We start from the raw sequence: 17,721 nt of genomic DNA on the forward strand, positions 1-17,721 counted from the left end.
TCCAATGGTCCCGCCCAGTAAAAACTTCCTCAAGGACTCGGGGCCACCGGCTTTCACCAGGTATACACTACCTCGGCTCCTCCCGCCGCCCCGGAGCATTGAAAGAAATGCACTTTCCGTTCCAGCCCTGTGAACGGGGACTGAGTATCAACCCTCCCCCCACTGCGCGCCACGGATTCTGGGTGGCAGCAGACCGCTGAAGAGCTCCCGCACCCGGCCCGGTAGCACCAGCATGACCGGCGTAACCACCAGTGTCAGCACCGTGGAGAAGGTCAGGCCATAGACGATGGCGCTGGCCAGTTTGACCCAGAACGATGCGACTACCCCGCCAATGACCACCTCGCGGCCGACCATATCCACGCTGACGCCCAGAGCGAGGGGCAGCAGGCCGAGTATGGTGGTTGCCGTGGTGAGAAACACCGGTCGCAGCCGCTGTGCGGAGGCTTTTACCGCAGCGGCCGCGGAAGAGAGAGTCGGCTCACTCTTGCGCACGTAGTTGTAGGTATCGATCAGAACAATGTTGTTGTTCACTACGATACCCGCCAGCGCCACAATGCCCACACCGGTCATGATCACACTGAATGTGCTCTGGGTAATCAACAGCCCCAGCATCACACCAAGGGTCGACATCACCACCGACGACAGGATCAGTAGTGACTGGTAGAAACTGTTGAACTGGGTCACCAGAAGGATGTACATCAGAAACAGCGACAGCAGGAAGGCGATGGCCAGGAAGCTCAGAGATTCATTTTGCTCCTCATCAGCACCGCGGAACAGCAGCTCCACCCGACTGTCCACCGGGTTTTCTGCCAGCCAGGCACGGATCTCTCGCACCTTGTCATCCGGCAAAACACCCTCCTGAGCATCCGCCTTGACCTGCATGCGGGTAATGCCATCAATACGCTCAATCTTGTCTACCTTTGGATGGGCCTCGGTACGGACAAAGCTGCTGACAGGCACGGCACCGCCGGCGGTGTTGACTTTCAACTGGTCCAGTGCGGCGATGCCCCGGGCAGTCTCGGGGTAGCGGATACGGATATCCACTTCCTCGTCGCTATCATCAGGGCGATACTCAGCAACCCGCACGCCATTGGTAACCAGCTGCACTGCGCGCCCCACTTCGGTGAGATCAGCCCCGTACAGCGCCGCCTTTGAGCGATCCACTTTCACCTCCCACTGGATTCCGGGTAGCGGCGCAGTGGTGGTGATATCCCGCAGGCCTTCAAACTGGTTTTCCAGCGCCCGATGCAGGCGTCGTGTCTCGGCCAGCAGTGCGTCGTAATCCTGCCCGCGCAACTCCAGGACAATGTCCTTACCGATGGGCGGTCCGCCCTCGAACTCGTTGGCGGTCACTTTGATGCCGGGGAAATGCGCGGTGCGTGCCCGCAGGTCCGCAAAGATATCGCCGCTGCGGCGCTCGCGTTCCTTGGCCGGGATCAACTCAACCAGAATATTGGCAATCTGGTCCGGCGCGCGATCGCGGTTCCCGGACAGTCCACTGGTGCCGATGGCGGTATAGGCGACCCGCACTTCCGGCACCGCCAGGATCTCCCCCTCCACCTGGGCCACCAGCTCGCGTTTTTCCACCACGGACAGGTTGCCCTGGGCCCGTACTTCCACGTTGCCGTACTGTTCTTCGGTATCGGTGAAGAACTCCACCCCGGCACCGAAACGGCCGAAACCGACAAAAATGCCGAACAGCAGAACCAGTGTGGTGGCGAAGGCCGTGATTGGCCGCTGCACAACGGCCTTCAGCAGCCGCGCGTACCAACCGGTGATACCGGAAAGGGTTGTGGGTTCGCCGCTCTCCAGTTGCTTGAGATAGTCCTGTGCGGCCGTATCGAGGCTGCCCTTGCCAAACAGGGATCCCAGTACCGGTGCAAAGAACAACGCGTAAAGCAATGAACCCGCCAGCACCGAGAATACCGTCACCGGTAGGTAACGCATAAACTCACCGACCACACCCGGCCAGAACATGATGGGCAGGAAGGCTGCCAGCGTGGTGCCGGTGGACGCCAGCACTGGCCAGAACATACGCCGCACCGACAGGGTATAGGCCACCCGCGCAGACATCCCCTCGGCCATTTTGCGGTCCGCATATTCGGTAATCACGATGGAGCCATCGATCAACATACCAAGCGCCAGCAGCATGCCGAACATCACCATGAAGTTGAACGAGTAACCCAGGTACCAGGTAATGATGGAACCGAACAACAGGGAAAACGGGATACCAAGCCCCACCAGCATACCGGAGCGGAAACCCAGGGCAGCCACCACGATAATCATCACCAGCAGCATTGCGGTGAGGATATTGCCCTGCATTTCACTGACCATATCCCGCGCGAAGTTGGACTGGTCGAAAACGAAATTCAGCTCCACGCCACGTGGCAGGCTCTCGCGCTCAGCCAACACCACTTCCCGTACCGCGTCCGCCAGCTGCACTGAGCTGGCGTCGTTGCGTTTCTCCACATTGATTGCCAGTCCCTGGCGACTGTTCACGCTGGTGTAGCTGGACGCGTCCTTGAAGGTACGGCGAATATCGGTCACATCCGAGAGCGTCACCACTCCGTCCTCGGAGGCCTTGATGGGGATGCCGTAGACGTCGCCGGCGGTCTCGATCAGCCCCGGCACCTTGACCGAGAAACGGCCACTCTCCATCTCCAGCTCACCGGCGGGAATCAGCAGGTTATTGCCGGTGATCGCGCTGATCAGCTGATTGCTGGTGATCTGGTAGTGCTCCAGGCGCACCGGATCGATGGTGGCTTCCACCACCTCCTCGCGGTTGCCCTGGATGTCGGCACTGAGCACCTCGGGAATATTCTCGATCTTGCGCTGCAGGAACTGCGCGCTCTGTAGCAGTACCCGCTCGCCCAGCTGCTCGCCGGCAAGGGTGACAACGATAGCCGGGAAAGGCTGCGCTGCGGCCTCCTCGACGATCGGCTCATCCGCATCTCGCGGCAATTCGGCCTTGGCGCGATCCACCGCGTTGCGCACCTCATCCACCGCCTCATCCACATCGACGGCCGCATCGAATTCCACCACTACGTACGCCAGCGACTCCCGTGCGGTGGCAATCGTTTCCACCACACCTTCGATGGAGCGGATTTCCTGCTCCAGGGGCCGAACCAGCAGGCGCACGCCGTCTTCGGGCGAGATGCCCTCGTGCCGCACCTGCACAATCACGAACGGCGGGTTCACTTCCGGGTTGGTCTCGATGGTCATCATGCTGCGGGCGACAATGCCGATCAGCACCACCAGCAGCATAAAACTGATGGTGCTGCGGGCCCTGTCTACCGCGGTCTGGAGTATTTTCATTGCGGTTCACCCTGCGCCGCTGCGCCGGAGTGCTCCGCCACGGGCTGGCCTTCCGCTACGTCACCTGCCTGACTCGGCGGCGGCAGGTCGCCAGCACCCTCCTCCATCTCCACCTGCACCCTTTCCCCTGCGGTGACATATTCCTGGCCGACAGTGATCAGGACCACCGGATTCGGCAGGCCGGTCACCCAGACTCCGGCGTCGCCATCGCCCACCAGCGTCACATTGCGGAACTGCACCCGGTTTTCTTCATCCAGAATGCGCACACCCAGGTCGCCGCGATCGTCGAGGGTCAGCAGGGATGCATTGATCCGATGGGCATCCACTTCACCAGTGGGCAGAGCCAGCTGGCCGCTGAGGCCGCCGCGCAACTCGCCGCCGCTGTTGTCCACCGCCACTTCCACCCGGTAGGCCCGGGTCACATCGTGCGCTTCCTGGCTCACGTAGCGCAATTCACCCTGAACCCGCTGCCCCTGGCGCAGCTGGGCACTGGCCGGTGCGCCGGGAATCAATTTACCCACCTGGGACTCGGAGACTTCCCCGACCACCAGCACCGGGTCCAGGTCCAGCAGCGTGGCACACTGCTCTCCGCGGCGAATAAAGTCGCCGAGCTCCACTGCCCGGTGGTTCACCACCCCGTCGAAGGGGGCTGTGATTTCGAGATTCTCAACAGCTACGAGGGCACGTTTGTAGTCAGCCCGTGCATTGGCGAGGGCAACGGTGCGCTGGGCGATGTCCGTCTCCGACTGCAGGCCCTTTTGCCGCAGCTTCTGAGCGCCGGCATAGTCCAGCTCGGCCTTGCGCAGAGCCGCCTTCGCCTGCTCCAGACGCTCCGGGCGGTCTTCCGCCTCAATGCGACAGATAACATCACCCTGGCGCACCGCCCGCCCCTCGGCCACCGGCAACGAGGAGATGACACCATCCAGCTCCGCTCGCAGCTGTACCGTGCGATTGGCCTCGGTATGCCCGTTGACAACCACCCGGGTCGTATAAGGCTGCGCACGCAGGCGGCGCGCCTGCACCACCAGCGACTCGGCCCCGGCACTCGCCTCGCCCGCGCTGCGCTCGCTCTCCCCTCCGGTGTTGTCGGGTGAAATCACCCCACTGATCAGCCAAAGCAGGGCGATCAGCGCCACGATGGTGGCGATTCGGTAATTTCGCTGTTGCCAGAAACTCGCAAAGACATTCATAGGAGGGAAACCTTCAAACCTTCAAACCTTCAAACCTTCAATAGGACAGAGCATAAGCCTGTGCTGAATACGCGCAAACGCGAGCAGCAGATTGTAGCGCCGCATTGTGACCAGCGCCGTTGACAAATGCTAACTGAAACCGAAATCGGTAAAGATTTGCAGGGGCTGAGGGGCCGGACAGACGGCCCCCGGGAAGATCAGGGGAAGGGTGACCGATCAGGAGAGCATGGACTCGAGGAAATCCGACATATCTGACTTTTCGTCCACCAGGTCACCACTGCCGAATTCGGCGTTCCAATCCAGCAGGATCCGGGCAAGGGCGCGGGCCTGGTCCGCCAGGGCCAGCAGCTCGTCCCGGCTGTTCTTTGGCCCGGTGTACAGCTTCAGCTTTCGATGGCTGTTGGCCAGTTCGTGGGAGGGGTACTTGGAACGGTAGACCTCCAGCTTCCAGCGCAACGAATGCACCATATTGCGGTAGAACACCAGCTTGGTGGGCAGGTGCAGGAGGGAGAAGTCCTCCAGGTCAGCGAACAGGGTGCAGTCCACCCCCAACACCTGTGTGTCACGGCTGGTGGGTGCGGCGACCACATCGGCACTGCGGGGCTCTGCCAGCAGCATGGCCAGGTCCCCGAAAAGCTCACCCGGGCGAATAGTGGCCAGGGGACGACCGGCGGTACCACCGTCCACCGACGCCACGTGCACCTGCAGGTCCCCCCGCAACAGGAAATAGACCCACTGATCCACGTCTCCCACGCCCAGCAGCTTTTCTCCCGGTGCGAGGCTGGTGAGCTGGGATCGTTTCAGCAGCACATCATATTGCCACTCACTGCTGGCACGAATGTCACGAAACAAATGAATGACATTTAACAGGCGGTCCACGGCATCCCGCGGATAGGCACTAAGCGGTGTAATTTCCATCCGGTATTAATATCTTTATCGTCGGTTGCGGCGATTGACCCGGTCCATCCCGAACGGTCAAATGCAAAAAAAGAGGTCCCCTAGCGGAATATTCTAGAGGCTGGGGGACAGCTGTCTTCCCTAGCTGCCGGCATTTTCAGAAAAACGAGACATTCTACCCATTCCAGGGTTGAACTACATTCCATTTACAGTAGAGTTAGGCAGTATCCAGATTTTTTAACCCCCAAACAGGGAGTTTAACGGACTTAAATCTGGTAGGCATACCTCGGGGGAGGGGGAATGCCAAAATTCTTATCCGCCGGAACATCCCGCCCGGAATAAAAGAAACCCATAAAACCATGAAACCGATAAAAATTCTCATCGCCCTCATGGTGTTTGCTACGGCCTTTTCTGCCCAAGCCGCACCTCTACTGAACGGACTCGCGCTAGAGCAGCAATTCAATAAAGACCGCTACATCGCCGCAGTCTATTCCGACACCCTCGCAGACAGCGCAAGTGTTCTGCTGGACAACAACACCACCCGCAAGCTGGAAGTGCGCGTCATTGCCGACGGCCTGTCCGCCCGCCGTTTCCGCAACCAGTGGATGGAAGGGATCGCCATCAACAACTCCGGCGATGTCCTCAGCGGCCAGGCCGAGAACATGGTGACCTTCGCCAACCTGTTCAAGGGCCGTCTTTATAAAGGCGACCAACTGAGTGTTGCCTTCAACGGCAACAGCGGTTTAACGACCGTTTCCCTGAACGGAGTCGAGCTGGGCCGGATTGCGGACCGCAATTTCTTCAACACCCTGCTGCGAGCCTGGGTGGGACCGGTACCTCCATCCACCGACTTCCGCGATGGGTTGCTGGCGAGCGGCGATGTGGACTCCAGCTTGCTGGGCAGCTATGAGCTACTGGAGCCGAGCCAGGAGAGGATCGCCGAGGCGACCTCAATGGCAGAAGCCCGGAGCGAGGTAGAAGCCCCGGCGCCGGAGCCGAGCAAACCGGCGGTCGCAGCAGCGCCGGCTGTGGACAAGCCGGCACCGTCCAAACCCAAACTCGATGCGGCGATACCGCCACCTTCACTGGCTTCGACTGGCAATACGGCTACACCGGCGGCCAGCAAGCCCGCGCCCAGCAAGCCAGCGCCCAGCACCCCTGTGGCCCAGCGCACCCCTCAGCCGCAACGTGCGCCGGCGGAACCGGAGTATGAAGAAGAGGAAGAGGCCCCGCTTACTGCAGATATGATTCTGGCCCGCCAGATCTACCACTCCATGTTGCTGCGCCACACCTACAAGTTCATTCGCTACCCCAAGCGCGCCCAGGAGCGCGGCCAGGAGGGCAGCGTGCGGCTGAACGTCTCCATCGACGGACAGGGCCGTATCCGGGATGTCCAGCCCGTGCAGGAATCCCGCTACGCCAGCCTCAACCGCGAGGCCCGCGAAGCCGTCGAGCGCGCCGGCCCCTACCCCGCCGCTCCGCCTCAGCTGGTGAAGGACACTTATCAGTTCACGGTGCCGATCACCTTCCGCCTACCGGACTGACCAGACACAGTCACCAGCCCCAGAACCCCCGCCTCCGCGGGGGTTTTTGTTTCCCCCGCATGGGTCAGCTCACCTCCCACGCCACACCACTCACCGCCCCCAGGTTGCCGATCTGTATCCGCTCCGCGTACTATCCGGGAGGACAATAATTCATCGAACAACGACGTATCGCTATGAAAAAACTACTGCTACCCCTCGCCATCGCCGGTGTGATCGCCGGTTGCTCCAAGTCGGAAGCGCCGCAAATGGCAGACGACGCCAGCAAACCCGCCGCTGAGATGACCGAAACCGTGGCCAACGCTGAACTGGGATCCGGCATCGACCTGTCCGCCATGGACACCTCAGTGCGCCCGCAGGATGACTTCTTCTCTTACGTGAACGGCAACTGGATGAAGAACACAGAAATTCCAGCGGACAAGTCCCGCTGGGGTGTCTTTGACCAGCTTCGAGACACCAGCACCGAGCGCGTGAAGGCGCTGATCGAAGAGGCCGGCCAGCACGCAGAGACCACCGATGCCAAGAAAATCGGTGCGCTCTATAACAGCTTCATGAATGAAGAAAAGATCGAGCAGGTCGGCATGGAGGCTCTGGCCGAGGAGCTCGCCAAAGTCGATGCGATCTCCGACCTGAAGGAGCTGAGTGCTTATTTTGCCTACGCTGACAGCGTCGGTTACGACGCGCCTTTCGGTGTCTATATCAACCAGGATGTCAAAGACGTTGAGTCCTACACTGCCTACTTCACCCAGGCGGGTCTCGGACTCCCCGACCGCGACTACTATTTCGACGATAGTGAGCGCGGCCAGAAATTGCAGCAGGCTTACATGACCTTCCTGGTCAAGATGCAACAGATTGCCGGCCTCGCAGACGCTGAGACCATGGCTGAGAGCGTGTATGCACTGGAGAAGCGACTGGCAGAGCATCAGTGGAACCGCGTCGACAATCGCGATCCGGACAAGACCTACAACAAGAAGTCCATTGAAGAACTGGCCGAGCTGATGCCGGTCATCGACTGGGACATCTACCTGGAAAAGGGCCAGCTCAAGACACTGGATAACGTGATCGTCCGCCAGCCCGATTACCTTGCAGCAGCCAGCGAGATCGTCGGCGATACCGATCTGGCCACCTGGAAGCGTTACCTCAAGATCAAACTGCTGTCTTCCATGGCGCCCTACATGCACAGTGAGCTGGCACAGGCGAATTTCGATTTTTATGGCACCGCAGTGCGCGGCATTGAGGAAATGGAGCCTCGCTGGAAGCGCGGAGTGCGTTTCGTCAGCGGCACCGCCGGTGAACTGGTGGGCAAGCGCTATGTGGAAAAACACTTCCCGCCGGAAGCCAAGGCGCGCATGCTGGAACTGGTAAACAACCTGAAGGCCGCCTATCGCGACTCCATCGAATCCCTGACCTGGATGGGTGAGGAGACCCGGCAGCAGGCACTGGACAAGCTGGCCAACTTCACCACCAAGATCGGCTACCCGGACGAGTGGCGTGACTACTCAGCGCTGCAAGTCTCTGCTGACGACCTGGTGGGCAATGTACTCGCGGGACGTGCCTTCGCCAACGACTATGACCGCAGCAAGCTTGGCAAGCCCATCGACCGCAGCGAATGGTTCATGCCGCCCCAGATCGTCAATGCCTATTACAACCCGCCGATGAACGAGATTGTATTCCCCGCGGCGATCCTGCAGCCGCCGTTTTTCAATCTGGAGGCAGATGATGCAGTCAACTATGGTGCCATCGGCGGCGTGATCGGCCATGAGATCGGCCACGGCTTCGATGACAAGGGCTCCAAGTACGACGGCAAGGGTTACCTCAACAACTGGTGGACCGACAGTGACCGCAGCAACTTCGAACAGCTGACCGGCAAACTGGTAGCACAGTATGATGCGTTCGAGCCGCTTGAGGGCGAGCACATCAATGGCAAGCTGACCCTGGGTGAAAACATTGGCGACCTCTCCGGTCTCGGCATCGCCTACAAGGCCTACAAAATGTCCCTTGAAGGCAAGGAAGCTCCGGTGATCGACGGCTTTACCGGTGACCAGCGCGTATTCATGGGCTGGGCCCAGGTATGGCGCGGTAAATTCCGCGAGGATGCCCTGAGCACACAACTCAAGACAGGCCCCCACTCTCCGGGCGAGTACCGGGTGAAGGGTGTTGTGCCAAACATCGACGCTTTCTACTCGGCATTCGATGTGAAGGAAGGTGACGCGATGTACCTGCCGGAGGAAGAGCGTGTAGTGATCTGGTAAATCCGGTAGCTAGCGTCACAGCAAAAGTAAAAAAGCCCCGCTGCGCGGGGCTTTTTTTATAATCCCTGTCCCGTCCTGAAATAGGTTGATACATTGAGGACCTATTGATGGACGACTCTTCACATACCCCCTCAAAGCGCACCCAGCGCGATTACACCTTGGGCTTTAAATTGGCGGTGGTCAATGAGGTGGAAAAAGGCGACCTGACCTATAAGCAGGCCCAGGCCAAGTACGGCATCCAGGGGCGAAGTACCGTGCTGGTGTGGCTCCGGAAGCATGGTAAGTTGGACTGGACCCAAGCCAGGAGCTCACCAATGTCCAAGCAGTCAGAAACCCCGGCACAGACCATCAAGCGACTCGAGCGGCAGCTCAAGGACGCTGAAGACCGCCAGTACCTGATGGAAAAGATGATGGAAATCATCGATCAGGAATATGGAGGGTCACTGCGAAAAAAGTATTTATCCGAGTTGCCCGACAGGCTCAAGCCCAAAAAGTAGTGCCGTTAGCGCGCAGCTGTCGCCTTTATGGCATCAGTCCCCAGGCGATCTATCAACGTCTCCAGCGCCATGCGCGGAGGCAGCAGACGCTGGCGCCAGTGGAAGACTGGGTACGGGAGGTCCGACGCCGCCTGCCACGCCTGGGGACTCGGAAGCTGTATTACCTGCTTGAGCCACGGCTGCAGGCATCCGGTATCAAGCTTGGCCGTGACGGTTTGTTCGACTTCCTGCGGGAGCGTCGCTTGCTGATTCAGCCGAAACGCCGCTATACCAAGACGACAGATAGCCGTCACTGGCTGAAAAAGCACCCAAACCTGCTGGCAGGGATGTCTGTTAAACGGGCAGAACAGGTATTTGTAAGCGATATCACCTATGTCGAAAGTGACGAGGGCGTTCATTATCTGTCTCTGGTCACGGATGCCGGCTCACGGAAGATTATGGGGTATGAGCTGAGTCATCAGATGCGAGCTGAAGATACGGTGAAGGCCTTACAGAGAGCAGTGAAAGCCCGATGTGCATCGGGTTCGCTAATCCACCACTCGGATCGAGGCGTGCAGTACTGTTCGGGGCTTTATCAACGGGAATTGAGCAAGAGCGGGATAAGGCCCTCCATGACTGATGGCTACGATTGCTACCAGAACGCACTGGCCGAGAGGGTGAACGGTATCCTAAAGCAGGAGTTCCTCACGGTGCGCTGCCGCACGTATGCGGAGCTGAAAGCCTTGCTTAAGGAATCCATTTACGCCTATAACCACTTGCGGCCGCACCTGAGCCTCGGCATGCAAACGCCGGAATCTGTGCGCAAAAAAGCCAGCTCGATCACCGAGCTGGCTTAGTTGAAAACCGTCAACGTATTTTAGGACGGGACACCCGTGCAGCATCGGCATACGGGGTCATCGCCGGGATTCAGTACCACTTCAATCTGCCGAACGGGGTACTGGTTCCCCGTGCGCAGGTTCGTCGCCGCTGTCTGCGGCACTCGCCACGCGCGATACGGCCCAGCTCGACGTCGCCATCTGCACCACTTTCGCCACTTCCACCGCCTCCGGTGGCCGCCCCGTTTCGGGTCGCTCATCCTCGCAATGGAACAGATAGAGACGGGAAGTCAGCTCCGCGAAGGGCAGTGAGGATTCACCGTGCCGCTCGCCATAACCGTCTGTAGAGACGAGGACTCCGTTACCCCAGTCCTGGCCACTGTCATTATTCGGATTGAAGAAATAGACCCGCATCACGCCCTCCTGGTCCAGGCCCACCCGGATCAGGGTGATCGCGTGCCAGCCCACAAAAGCTGCGTTGCTGTCGGTAATCGCCAACCCGGCGGGCTGCGGATGAATGATGGGCTGATTACCGTTGTAATAGGGGTGATAGCTGCGGTAAAAACGCGCGATAAAACCCTGATATTCGCTTAACTGGCCGCTCTCCAGTTCTACCGCAAGATTGAAAGCACGCCCCACCCACCAGCCGTGGAATTCGGGGTTGACCCAGCGGTGGGGATCGTCGCCCCGGTCCGCACAGAGTGCCCCCATCTGGTGGTAGATCTTGTCCAGGTGTGGCACGAGCAACACGGAGACCGGGTCCGTATCCAGCGGCAGCTGCTGCAAATCGGTCGCGGCCACGCCCCGGGAAGAGAGCGGCTTCCCCTCGAAGTGCATCACCACCTCATCGAAGCGCGCCGCCTGCTGAATCAGGTAGAGCAGGTAATCCGGATCGTTATGGGCCCACATGGAGATGGCCCGGGCCGACTGGCAGGTGGGGTTATTGCCCTGGCCAATCCCCAGAGGCTGCCCGAGGATCGCCAGCACCCCCGCCAATAAACGCACCCGTGCCGGCAAGGCATCGCCAAAAGCGCAGCCCATCAGCGCTTCGCAGTGAGGCGACAGCGATAAGTCGATCTGTCGCCACAGTGCCGGGGCGATCGGGGGTGCATAGAGCACACCGCTTTCCAGCATCATCGCCAGGCTGTAGACACACTGTGCCGTCTGCGGATATATCGCCACGTCCACCAGGCGGTAAACCAGCTGCTGGTAACAGCGCAGGACATCGAGCCCGGTGCTGCTAAGGCCCAGAGCCTCTGCCAACAGGCCGTCGTGCCCTTCGCCCATCACCCAGCGCAGAAACTGGGCATGGTAATCCGAAACCAGGCCGATACTGCGCATATGCTGCGCAAACCCCAGCGCTTCCTCCTGCAGGCCCTCATCGGGCATTGCCTGCAGGCGCTGCTGGTAAACATCCAGACCCGGATCATCAGCGCAGCCCGGTGTGGGCCCAAAAAGCGCACGCACAAGCAGGTCCGCGTCCGGCCCTGCGCGCCCACCTGTGCCTGCGCCGCCAGCGCGGGCAACCGCAATCTGGGTGATCATCGACTTGATACTGTCCACCTGAATCGGCCGCTGGGCCAGCACACGGTGAATCTCTGCCACCAGACTGGTGAGAATGTCCCCAAAGCCAATTCCCGCAAGCAGGAAACGGAGCACCGCCTCTACAGACGAAACGGTGCCACCGAGTCGCACGCGCGTCGCCTCCGCCGGCCCACCGAGGAGGTAATCCAGGTTCAGGGCCAACACCTGGGTCAGGAAATGGCGCGCTTGCGCAGCGGGCACGCCCGCATGGGAATAAAGCCCACAGGCGAGCGCCAGCAGGCGCAGTTCACTGAGCAGCTCTATGGTTGTGGTAACCCGGTCCCCGCTCTCCAGCGAACTGCGCACGAGGCGTGGCAACAGAGTATCGGGGGTATCCCAGGGGGTATCCGCAAACAGCCCGGCGCGATCGAAACGGCTCGCACGCTGGTACAGCGCTTCGATGCCTCCCCCGGCGGAAAGCAAACGTGCAGCGGCCTCCAGCGTGACGGCCTGGTAGCGATGCTTGTTGAATCTGCGCGCCTGCTCCAGCTGACTCAGCGCATGGTCAAATTTTTCTGTCAGCTTTTCGAGATCCAATTCGCTCACTACTTTCACTCAATCTACCAAGACCCTGCTCAGACATAGTAATCCAATTCTTCCTGCGCTTTCAGCAAGTCGCGCAGGCGATACGGATCTTCACCAAAAAAGTAGACCAGTCCCCAGTGGGTACCAAAGGCACTGCGCTTCGGCACCTTGTTCTGCATCGGCGACTGCAACTCATGGAATTCAAAATACTCGTCGCTTTGCGTGGCATCCGGGATCCTGAGTTCATTCACAACACGGCGCCGGGGGTAAACACCAAAGCAGCCCGCATGGCCTCTGGCATCGACCACTTCCCGCGGGAAAAACTCGGCGATCTCTTCATCAGTGGTTTTGGGATCGAACATCATGACCATGGCCTGGTAGGCATTGAATCCATAGGCGCGTTCGATCAGCTCGAAAGCGTTGAATCCCGGCGGGCGATAGGCCACCTCACCAAAGTACATCTTGCCATCACTGGTCACGAAGTATTCCGGATGGATAAAACCAAAATCGATATCAAACGCCTCGATCAGCTTTTCGATTTCCTCTTCTACCCGCGGCCGCCATTTCTCCAGGTCCGGTGTGGCAGGCACAAAGACCGAGTATCCCAGCGTCACGTACTCGGAGATATTCATAAACTGGATCTTGCGGTCCTTGATGAATGCCTCTACTGCGAACTCCCACCCGTCCAGATGGCTCTCCATCAGCACCGGAAATTCGTCCTCGGGAATGTTATCCACATCATCAGCAGTGCGGACAACGCGATGGCCGAGACAACCGGCCTTATCGAAAGCCTTGAGGTGAATCGGGTCGTTCGGGTCACCATCGAGCTTTAGCAGGGCCTGATTGACCCGTGTCAAAAAACGGATCACGTCGGATTTATCCTGAGCCTCTTCAAAAATACCAACCCGGATTCCGCCGAGCTGTGCACGCCGTTTCATCAGGGCCTTGTCGCGAAAGAGCAACGACTGCCCCATCAGACGGGGGTTCCCCAGCAAGACCGAATTGATGGCGCCGGCCCACTCTACAGTTTCCTCGTACAACGGAATAGCCACATCCACACCTTCTCTCTGCAGGCGCTGGGCGATCTCCATTGAGCGTTCATTGAGCCGCTCAAAATTCCAGGGAATAAACGGAATGTCATAGCGATTGGCATACTCTTCGGCCCAGGGCGGTGCCACAATCACATAGCGCCGGTCGAAGCGGTCAATCGCATCGATGGCATTCAGACTCCACCCCAGAATCGCAACATATCCCTTACTTCGGTCATAATGACCCATGGTTGACTCCCTTTTTCTGTTTTGACGCACAGAATCAGATCCGCATCCCTAGCGATCCTTCACTACTGTGAATACGGCCCAACCCATTGAGCCATCCACCCTAACGCAGCAAAATTTCAGTTGAAAGGAATCTGGCGCCTGAATAGACGGCGGTACCATCGGCAACTAATCTCAATGGCAGTTAATCCTGTAGCGCGGGTACGCTCGTATCGTTGAGACAGGCCGGAATGACGCAAAATCCACTAACATGAGGAGCCCCGATGGCCAGCAGCGATGAGCGGTGCATGGAAGACTTTGTTGACTGGGTGGAATCCCGAAATCCGAATGAGCCGGAGTTTATCCAGGCCGTGCGCGATCTCGCCTGTGACGTTTACGATTCCTACTCGGAAAATACGGCATGGCAGTCAGCAAAGATTCTGCATCGTCTCAGTGAATCAGACCGCATCATTACCTTTCGAGTTTGCTGGGAAGACGATGAAGGTGAGGTACACGTAAACCGGGGCTGGCGTGTTCAACATTGTGGTGCAATTGGCCCATACAAGGGCGGCATTCGCTTTCATCCGTCGGTAAATGCTTCCATCCTCAAGTTTCTAGCTTTCGAGCAGACCTTCAAGAATGCTCTCACCGGCCTGCCCATCGGTGGCGGCAAGGGCGGATCGGACTTCGATCCACGCGGCCGTTCCGATCGGGAGATCATGCGCTTCTGCCAGGCCTTTATGGACGAGCTCTACCGGCATATCGGGGAAAATACCGATGTGCCCGCCGGAGACATCAATGTGGGGCAACGGGAAATCGGTTATCTATTCGGGCAGTACCGTCGCCTGGCCAATACGTTCAGCGGTGCACTGACTGGCAAGGATATCGAGTTTGGCGGCAGCCACGTGCGCCTCGAGGCCACCGGCTACGGCCTGATTTACTTTCTGCGTTGCATGCTCGCCCGCCGGGACCAGGATCTTGAGGGGCTCGATGTCGCCATCTCCGGCGCCGGCAACGTGGCATTACACGCAGCACAAAAGGCCACAGAACTCGGGGCAAAGGTCATCACACTCTCCTCGAGCAAAGGCGTGCTGCACAACAGCGAGGGGATTCCCGCCGAGGAAATAGACCGGGTCATCGACCTGCGCATGGACAGCACTGAACTGCTGCAGGAGATTCGCAAAAAATCCGGCGGTGACTGGCATGAGGGAGAGAAACCCTGGCAATTCAGCTGTGATATTGCCCTGCCCTGCGCAACGCAAAATGAGCTGGACGGCGACGATGCAGAGGCACTGGCACAAAGCCAGTGCCTGATCGTTGCCGAGGGGGCCAATATGCCCTGTACCGAAACAGCGATATCAGTATTCAAGGAAAAGAGGGTCCTGCACGCACCGGGCAAGGCTTCCAATGCCGGTGGTGTGGCGCTATCCGGTCTGGAAATGGCCCAGAACGCTTCTTTCTCGCGCTGGGAGCAGCAGCGCCTGGATCAGCAACTGCTGGAAATCATGCAGGACATTCATTCCCAGTGTGTCGAGCACGCCGGTGAGCACGATGGGTATGTGGATTACCACCGCGGCGCCAACATCGCCGCTTTTTATCGTGTTGCCAATGCAGTATTGGCCCAGGGGGTGGGCTGAGCCCGCGGCACGGTCAGCGTCGATCTCACTCATCTGCTTCCATCACCGGTACCACCCTGCACGATTTACCCTCGGCGAGTTGTGCAGCGGGAGCACCCTGGCCACCACGCTTGCAGCCCCGCTCACATAGCCATCACCACAGGTCACTGCGGCCTGTATCGACACACTCCCTCAGCCCGAAATAGATGCAAGTTGTCCCCCCCCGGCTAAATTCCATCCGCATGCGCTCACAGGCGTTTAACGGAGCCCTGCCGGTGGACAAACGCGGGGCCGGATCGCGTACTATAGGGGAAATAGATCACACGGGACTCCGGGAATGGCCCACCGCAATCAGTTCCAGCTACTCGGCAGCCGTCGTTTCCTGCCGTTCTTCACCACGCAGTTTCTCGGTGCCTTCAACGACAACGTGTTCAAAAGTGCGCTGATGGTGATGATCGCCTTCCGGCTGGCGGCGGATCAGGCAAACGCACTCAACAACCTGGCCGCCGGCCTGTTTATTCTGCCGTTCTTCCTGTTTTCCGCCACGGCCGGCCAGCTGGCGGACAAGTATGACAAGAGCCTGCTGATCCGCCGCATCAAGCTGGCGGAAATCGGCATCGCCATGCTGGGCGTCTATGCCCTGGTGAGCGGCAACAACAGCCTGAGCCTGCTGGTGTTGTTCCTGCTCGGTGTGCAGTCGGCATTTTTCGGGCCGATCAAATACGCCATCCTGCCCCAGCACCTGCGGCGCACCGAATTGGTGGGGGGCAACGCCCTGGTGGAGATGGCCACCTTCGTTGCCATTCTTTCCGGCACCATCACCGGCACCATTCTGTTCGGCCTCGGCGATGGCGGCAGTGGCGGCATCTGGTGGATCGGTGGGGTGATCATCGCCGTCTCGGTGACCGGTTACCTGGTCTGTCGCCAGGTCCCGGCTGCCCCGGCGCCGGTGCCAGAGCTGCAAATTGAACTGAATCCTTTGCGCCAGACCACACGCCTGCTACGGGAAATCGTCAAAACACCGGCCATCTTCTATTCCATTATTGGCATTTCCTGGTTCTGGCTGCTGGGCGCCGCCTACCTTACCCAGATCCCGAGTTTCAGTAAAAATGTCCTGGCCGGCAGCGAGAGCCTGGTGGCACTGCTGCTTTGCAGCTTCACCATTGGTGTGGCCATCGGTTCACTGCTGTGTGAAAGGCTCTCTGGCGGTCGTATCGAGTTGGGACTGGTGCCGCTGGGTGCCGCCGGCCTTACCTACGGTGGCATCATGCTGGCGGTGATTGGCGGTGGCCTGGAGCCGTTGCAGCAGCCAAGCCTGGCCGCCTTCTGGCACAGCGCAGGGGCCCAGGGCTTTCTGGCGCACCTGGTCCTGATCGGTATTTTCGGCGGCTTCTATATCGTCCCCCTCTACGCCATGATCCAGGACCGCACCGAAAAGGCCCTGCGCGCCCGGGTGATCTCCATCACCAACATCCTCAACGCGTTGTTCATGGTGGTCTCGGCCATTCTCGGTATCACCTTCCTGAATCTGCTGCAGTTCAGCATTCCGGAATTTTTCCTGGTGATCGCACTGATGAACGCTGCGGTGGCGGTGTTCGTTTTCAAGAAAGTACCGGAATTCGCCATGCGCTTTCTGGTGTGGCTGCTCTCCCATACCATGTACCGGGTCAAACACGAGGGTCTGGAACAGATTCCCGATGAGGGCGCGGCCATCATCGCCTGCAATCATGTGAGTTATGTGGATGCGCTGCTACTGGCGGGAGCTGTGCGCCGGCCGATCCGCTTTATCATGTACAAGCCCATCTACGAGATCCCGGTACTGCACTTTGTTTTTCAAACCGGTCGCGCCATTCCCATCTGCTCGAAGCAAAAAGATCCGGAGGGCTATGCCCGCGCCTTTGAGGAGATCGAACGGGCGCTCGCAGATGGGGACCTGTTGTGTATTTTCCCCGAGGGCCAGTTGACGAAGGACGGCGAACTGGCGCCCTTCAAGGCGGGGATCGAAAAGATTCTGCAGAAGAACCCGGTACCGGTCATCCCCATGGCCCTGCGCGGCCTGTGGGGCAGCTTCTTCAGCCACAAGGATGGTAACGCCTTTAGCACCCTGCCACGACGCTTCTGGTCGCGAGTGAGCGTGGTGGCTGGAAAGCCAATGGATGCGGCGTCGGCACAGGCAGAAACGTTGCAGGAGCGAGTGCTGGGCTTGCGGGGCGATCAGCGCTAGCCACTCCTGACA

At 59.3% G+C, this 17,721-nt stretch carries 10 protein-coding genes; 5 read left to right on the top strand and 5 right to left on the bottom strand.

Annotation, left to right across the window (positions count from 1 at the left end):
- Window positions 1–147: 147 nt before the first annotated feature.
- The 3 genes from AWR36_RS12705 to AWR36_RS12715 all read right to left on the bottom strand — a co-directional run bounded on the left by AWR36_RS12705 (window position 148) and on the right by AWR36_RS12715 (window position 5,423).
- Complete coding sequence (locus AWR36_RS12705) at window positions 148–3,315, bottom strand: efflux RND transporter permease subunit (RefSeq protein ID WP_067085509.1); 3,168 nt, start codon at window positions 3,313–3,315, stop codon at window positions 148–150.
- Window positions 3,312–4,505, bottom strand: a complete 1,194-nt coding sequence (locus AWR36_RS12710) for an efflux RND transporter periplasmic adaptor subunit (RefSeq protein WP_067085511.1) — start codon at window positions 4,503–4,505, stop codon at window positions 3,312–3,314. The genes AWR36_RS12705 and AWR36_RS12710 overlap by 4 nt, the downstream gene beginning before the upstream one ends.
- A 216-nt stretch (window positions 4,506–4,721) precedes the next feature.
- Window positions 4,722–5,423 carry a cyclic nucleotide-binding domain-containing protein gene (locus tag AWR36_RS12715; RefSeq protein WP_067085513.1) on the bottom strand — a complete coding sequence of 234 codons (702 nt, stop codon included), beginning with the start codon at window positions 5,421–5,423 and terminating at the stop codon, window positions 4,722–4,724.
- Window positions 5,424–5,761: 338 nt separating this feature from the next.
- On the opposite strand from AWR36_RS12715, the gene AWR36_RS12720 reads away from it, so the two are divergent.
- The 3 genes from AWR36_RS12720 to AWR36_RS12730 all read left to right on the top strand — a co-directional run bounded on the left by AWR36_RS12720 (window position 5,762) and on the right by AWR36_RS12730 (window position 10,528).
- The gene (locus tag AWR36_RS12720) at window positions 5,762–6,946 is read left to right on the top strand and encodes a TonB family protein (RefSeq protein ID WP_067085515.1); all 1,185 of its coding nucleotides are present in this window, start codon (window positions 5,762–5,764) and stop codon (window positions 6,944–6,946) included.
- A gap of 173 nt (window positions 6,947–7,119) precedes the next feature.
- Window positions 7,120–9,195 carry a M13 family metallopeptidase gene (locus AWR36_RS12725; RefSeq protein WP_067085517.1) on the top strand — a complete coding sequence of 692 codons (2,076 nt, stop codon included), beginning with the start codon at window positions 7,120–7,122 and terminating at the stop codon, window positions 9,193–9,195.
- A gap of 107 nt (window positions 9,196–9,302) precedes the next feature.
- Window positions 9,303–10,528 (top strand): IS3 family transposase gene (locus AWR36_RS12730; RefSeq protein ID WP_231745324.1). Its coding sequence is split into 2 segments (ribosomal slippage): window positions 9,303–9,657 and window positions 9,657–10,528, totalling 1,227 coding nucleotides; the frame shifts between segments, so codons are not numbered across the junction.
- A gap of 81 nt (window positions 10,529–10,609) precedes the next feature.
- Here AWR36_RS12730 and AWR36_RS12735 read toward each other — a convergent pair.
- The gene (locus tag AWR36_RS12735; protein WP_197409270.1) at window positions 10,610–12,637 is read right to left on the bottom strand and encodes a hypothetical protein; all 2,028 of its coding nucleotides are present in this window, start codon (window positions 12,635–12,637) and stop codon (window positions 10,610–10,612) included.
- A gap of 29 nt (window positions 12,638–12,666) precedes the next feature.
- Entirely contained in the window at window positions 12,667–13,893 is a 1,227-nt protein-coding gene (locus AWR36_RS12740; RefSeq protein ID WP_067085523.1) for an ATP-grasp domain-containing protein, read from the bottom strand.
- A 284-nt stretch (window positions 13,894–14,177) separates the two neighbouring features.
- On the opposite strand from AWR36_RS12740, the gene gdhA reads away from it, so the two are divergent.
- Entirely contained in the window at window positions 14,178–15,506 is a 1,329-nt protein-coding gene (gdhA, locus tag AWR36_RS12745) for an NADP-specific glutamate dehydrogenase (RefSeq protein ID WP_231745325.1), read from the top strand.
- Window positions 15,507–15,822: 316 nt separating this feature from the next.
- Window positions 15,823–17,709 (top strand): MFS transporter, encoded by a 1,887-nt coding sequence (locus AWR36_RS12750; protein WP_067085527.1) that lies wholly within the window; start codon window positions 15,823–15,825, stop codon window positions 17,707–17,709.
- Window positions 17,710–17,721 lie beyond the last annotated feature (12 nt).

The sequence above is a fragment of the Microbulbifer flavimaris genome, assembly GCF_001641755.2.
Classification (GTDB): Bacteria; Pseudomonadota; Gammaproteobacteria; order Pseudomonadales; family Cellvibrionaceae; genus Microbulbifer; species Microbulbifer flavimaris.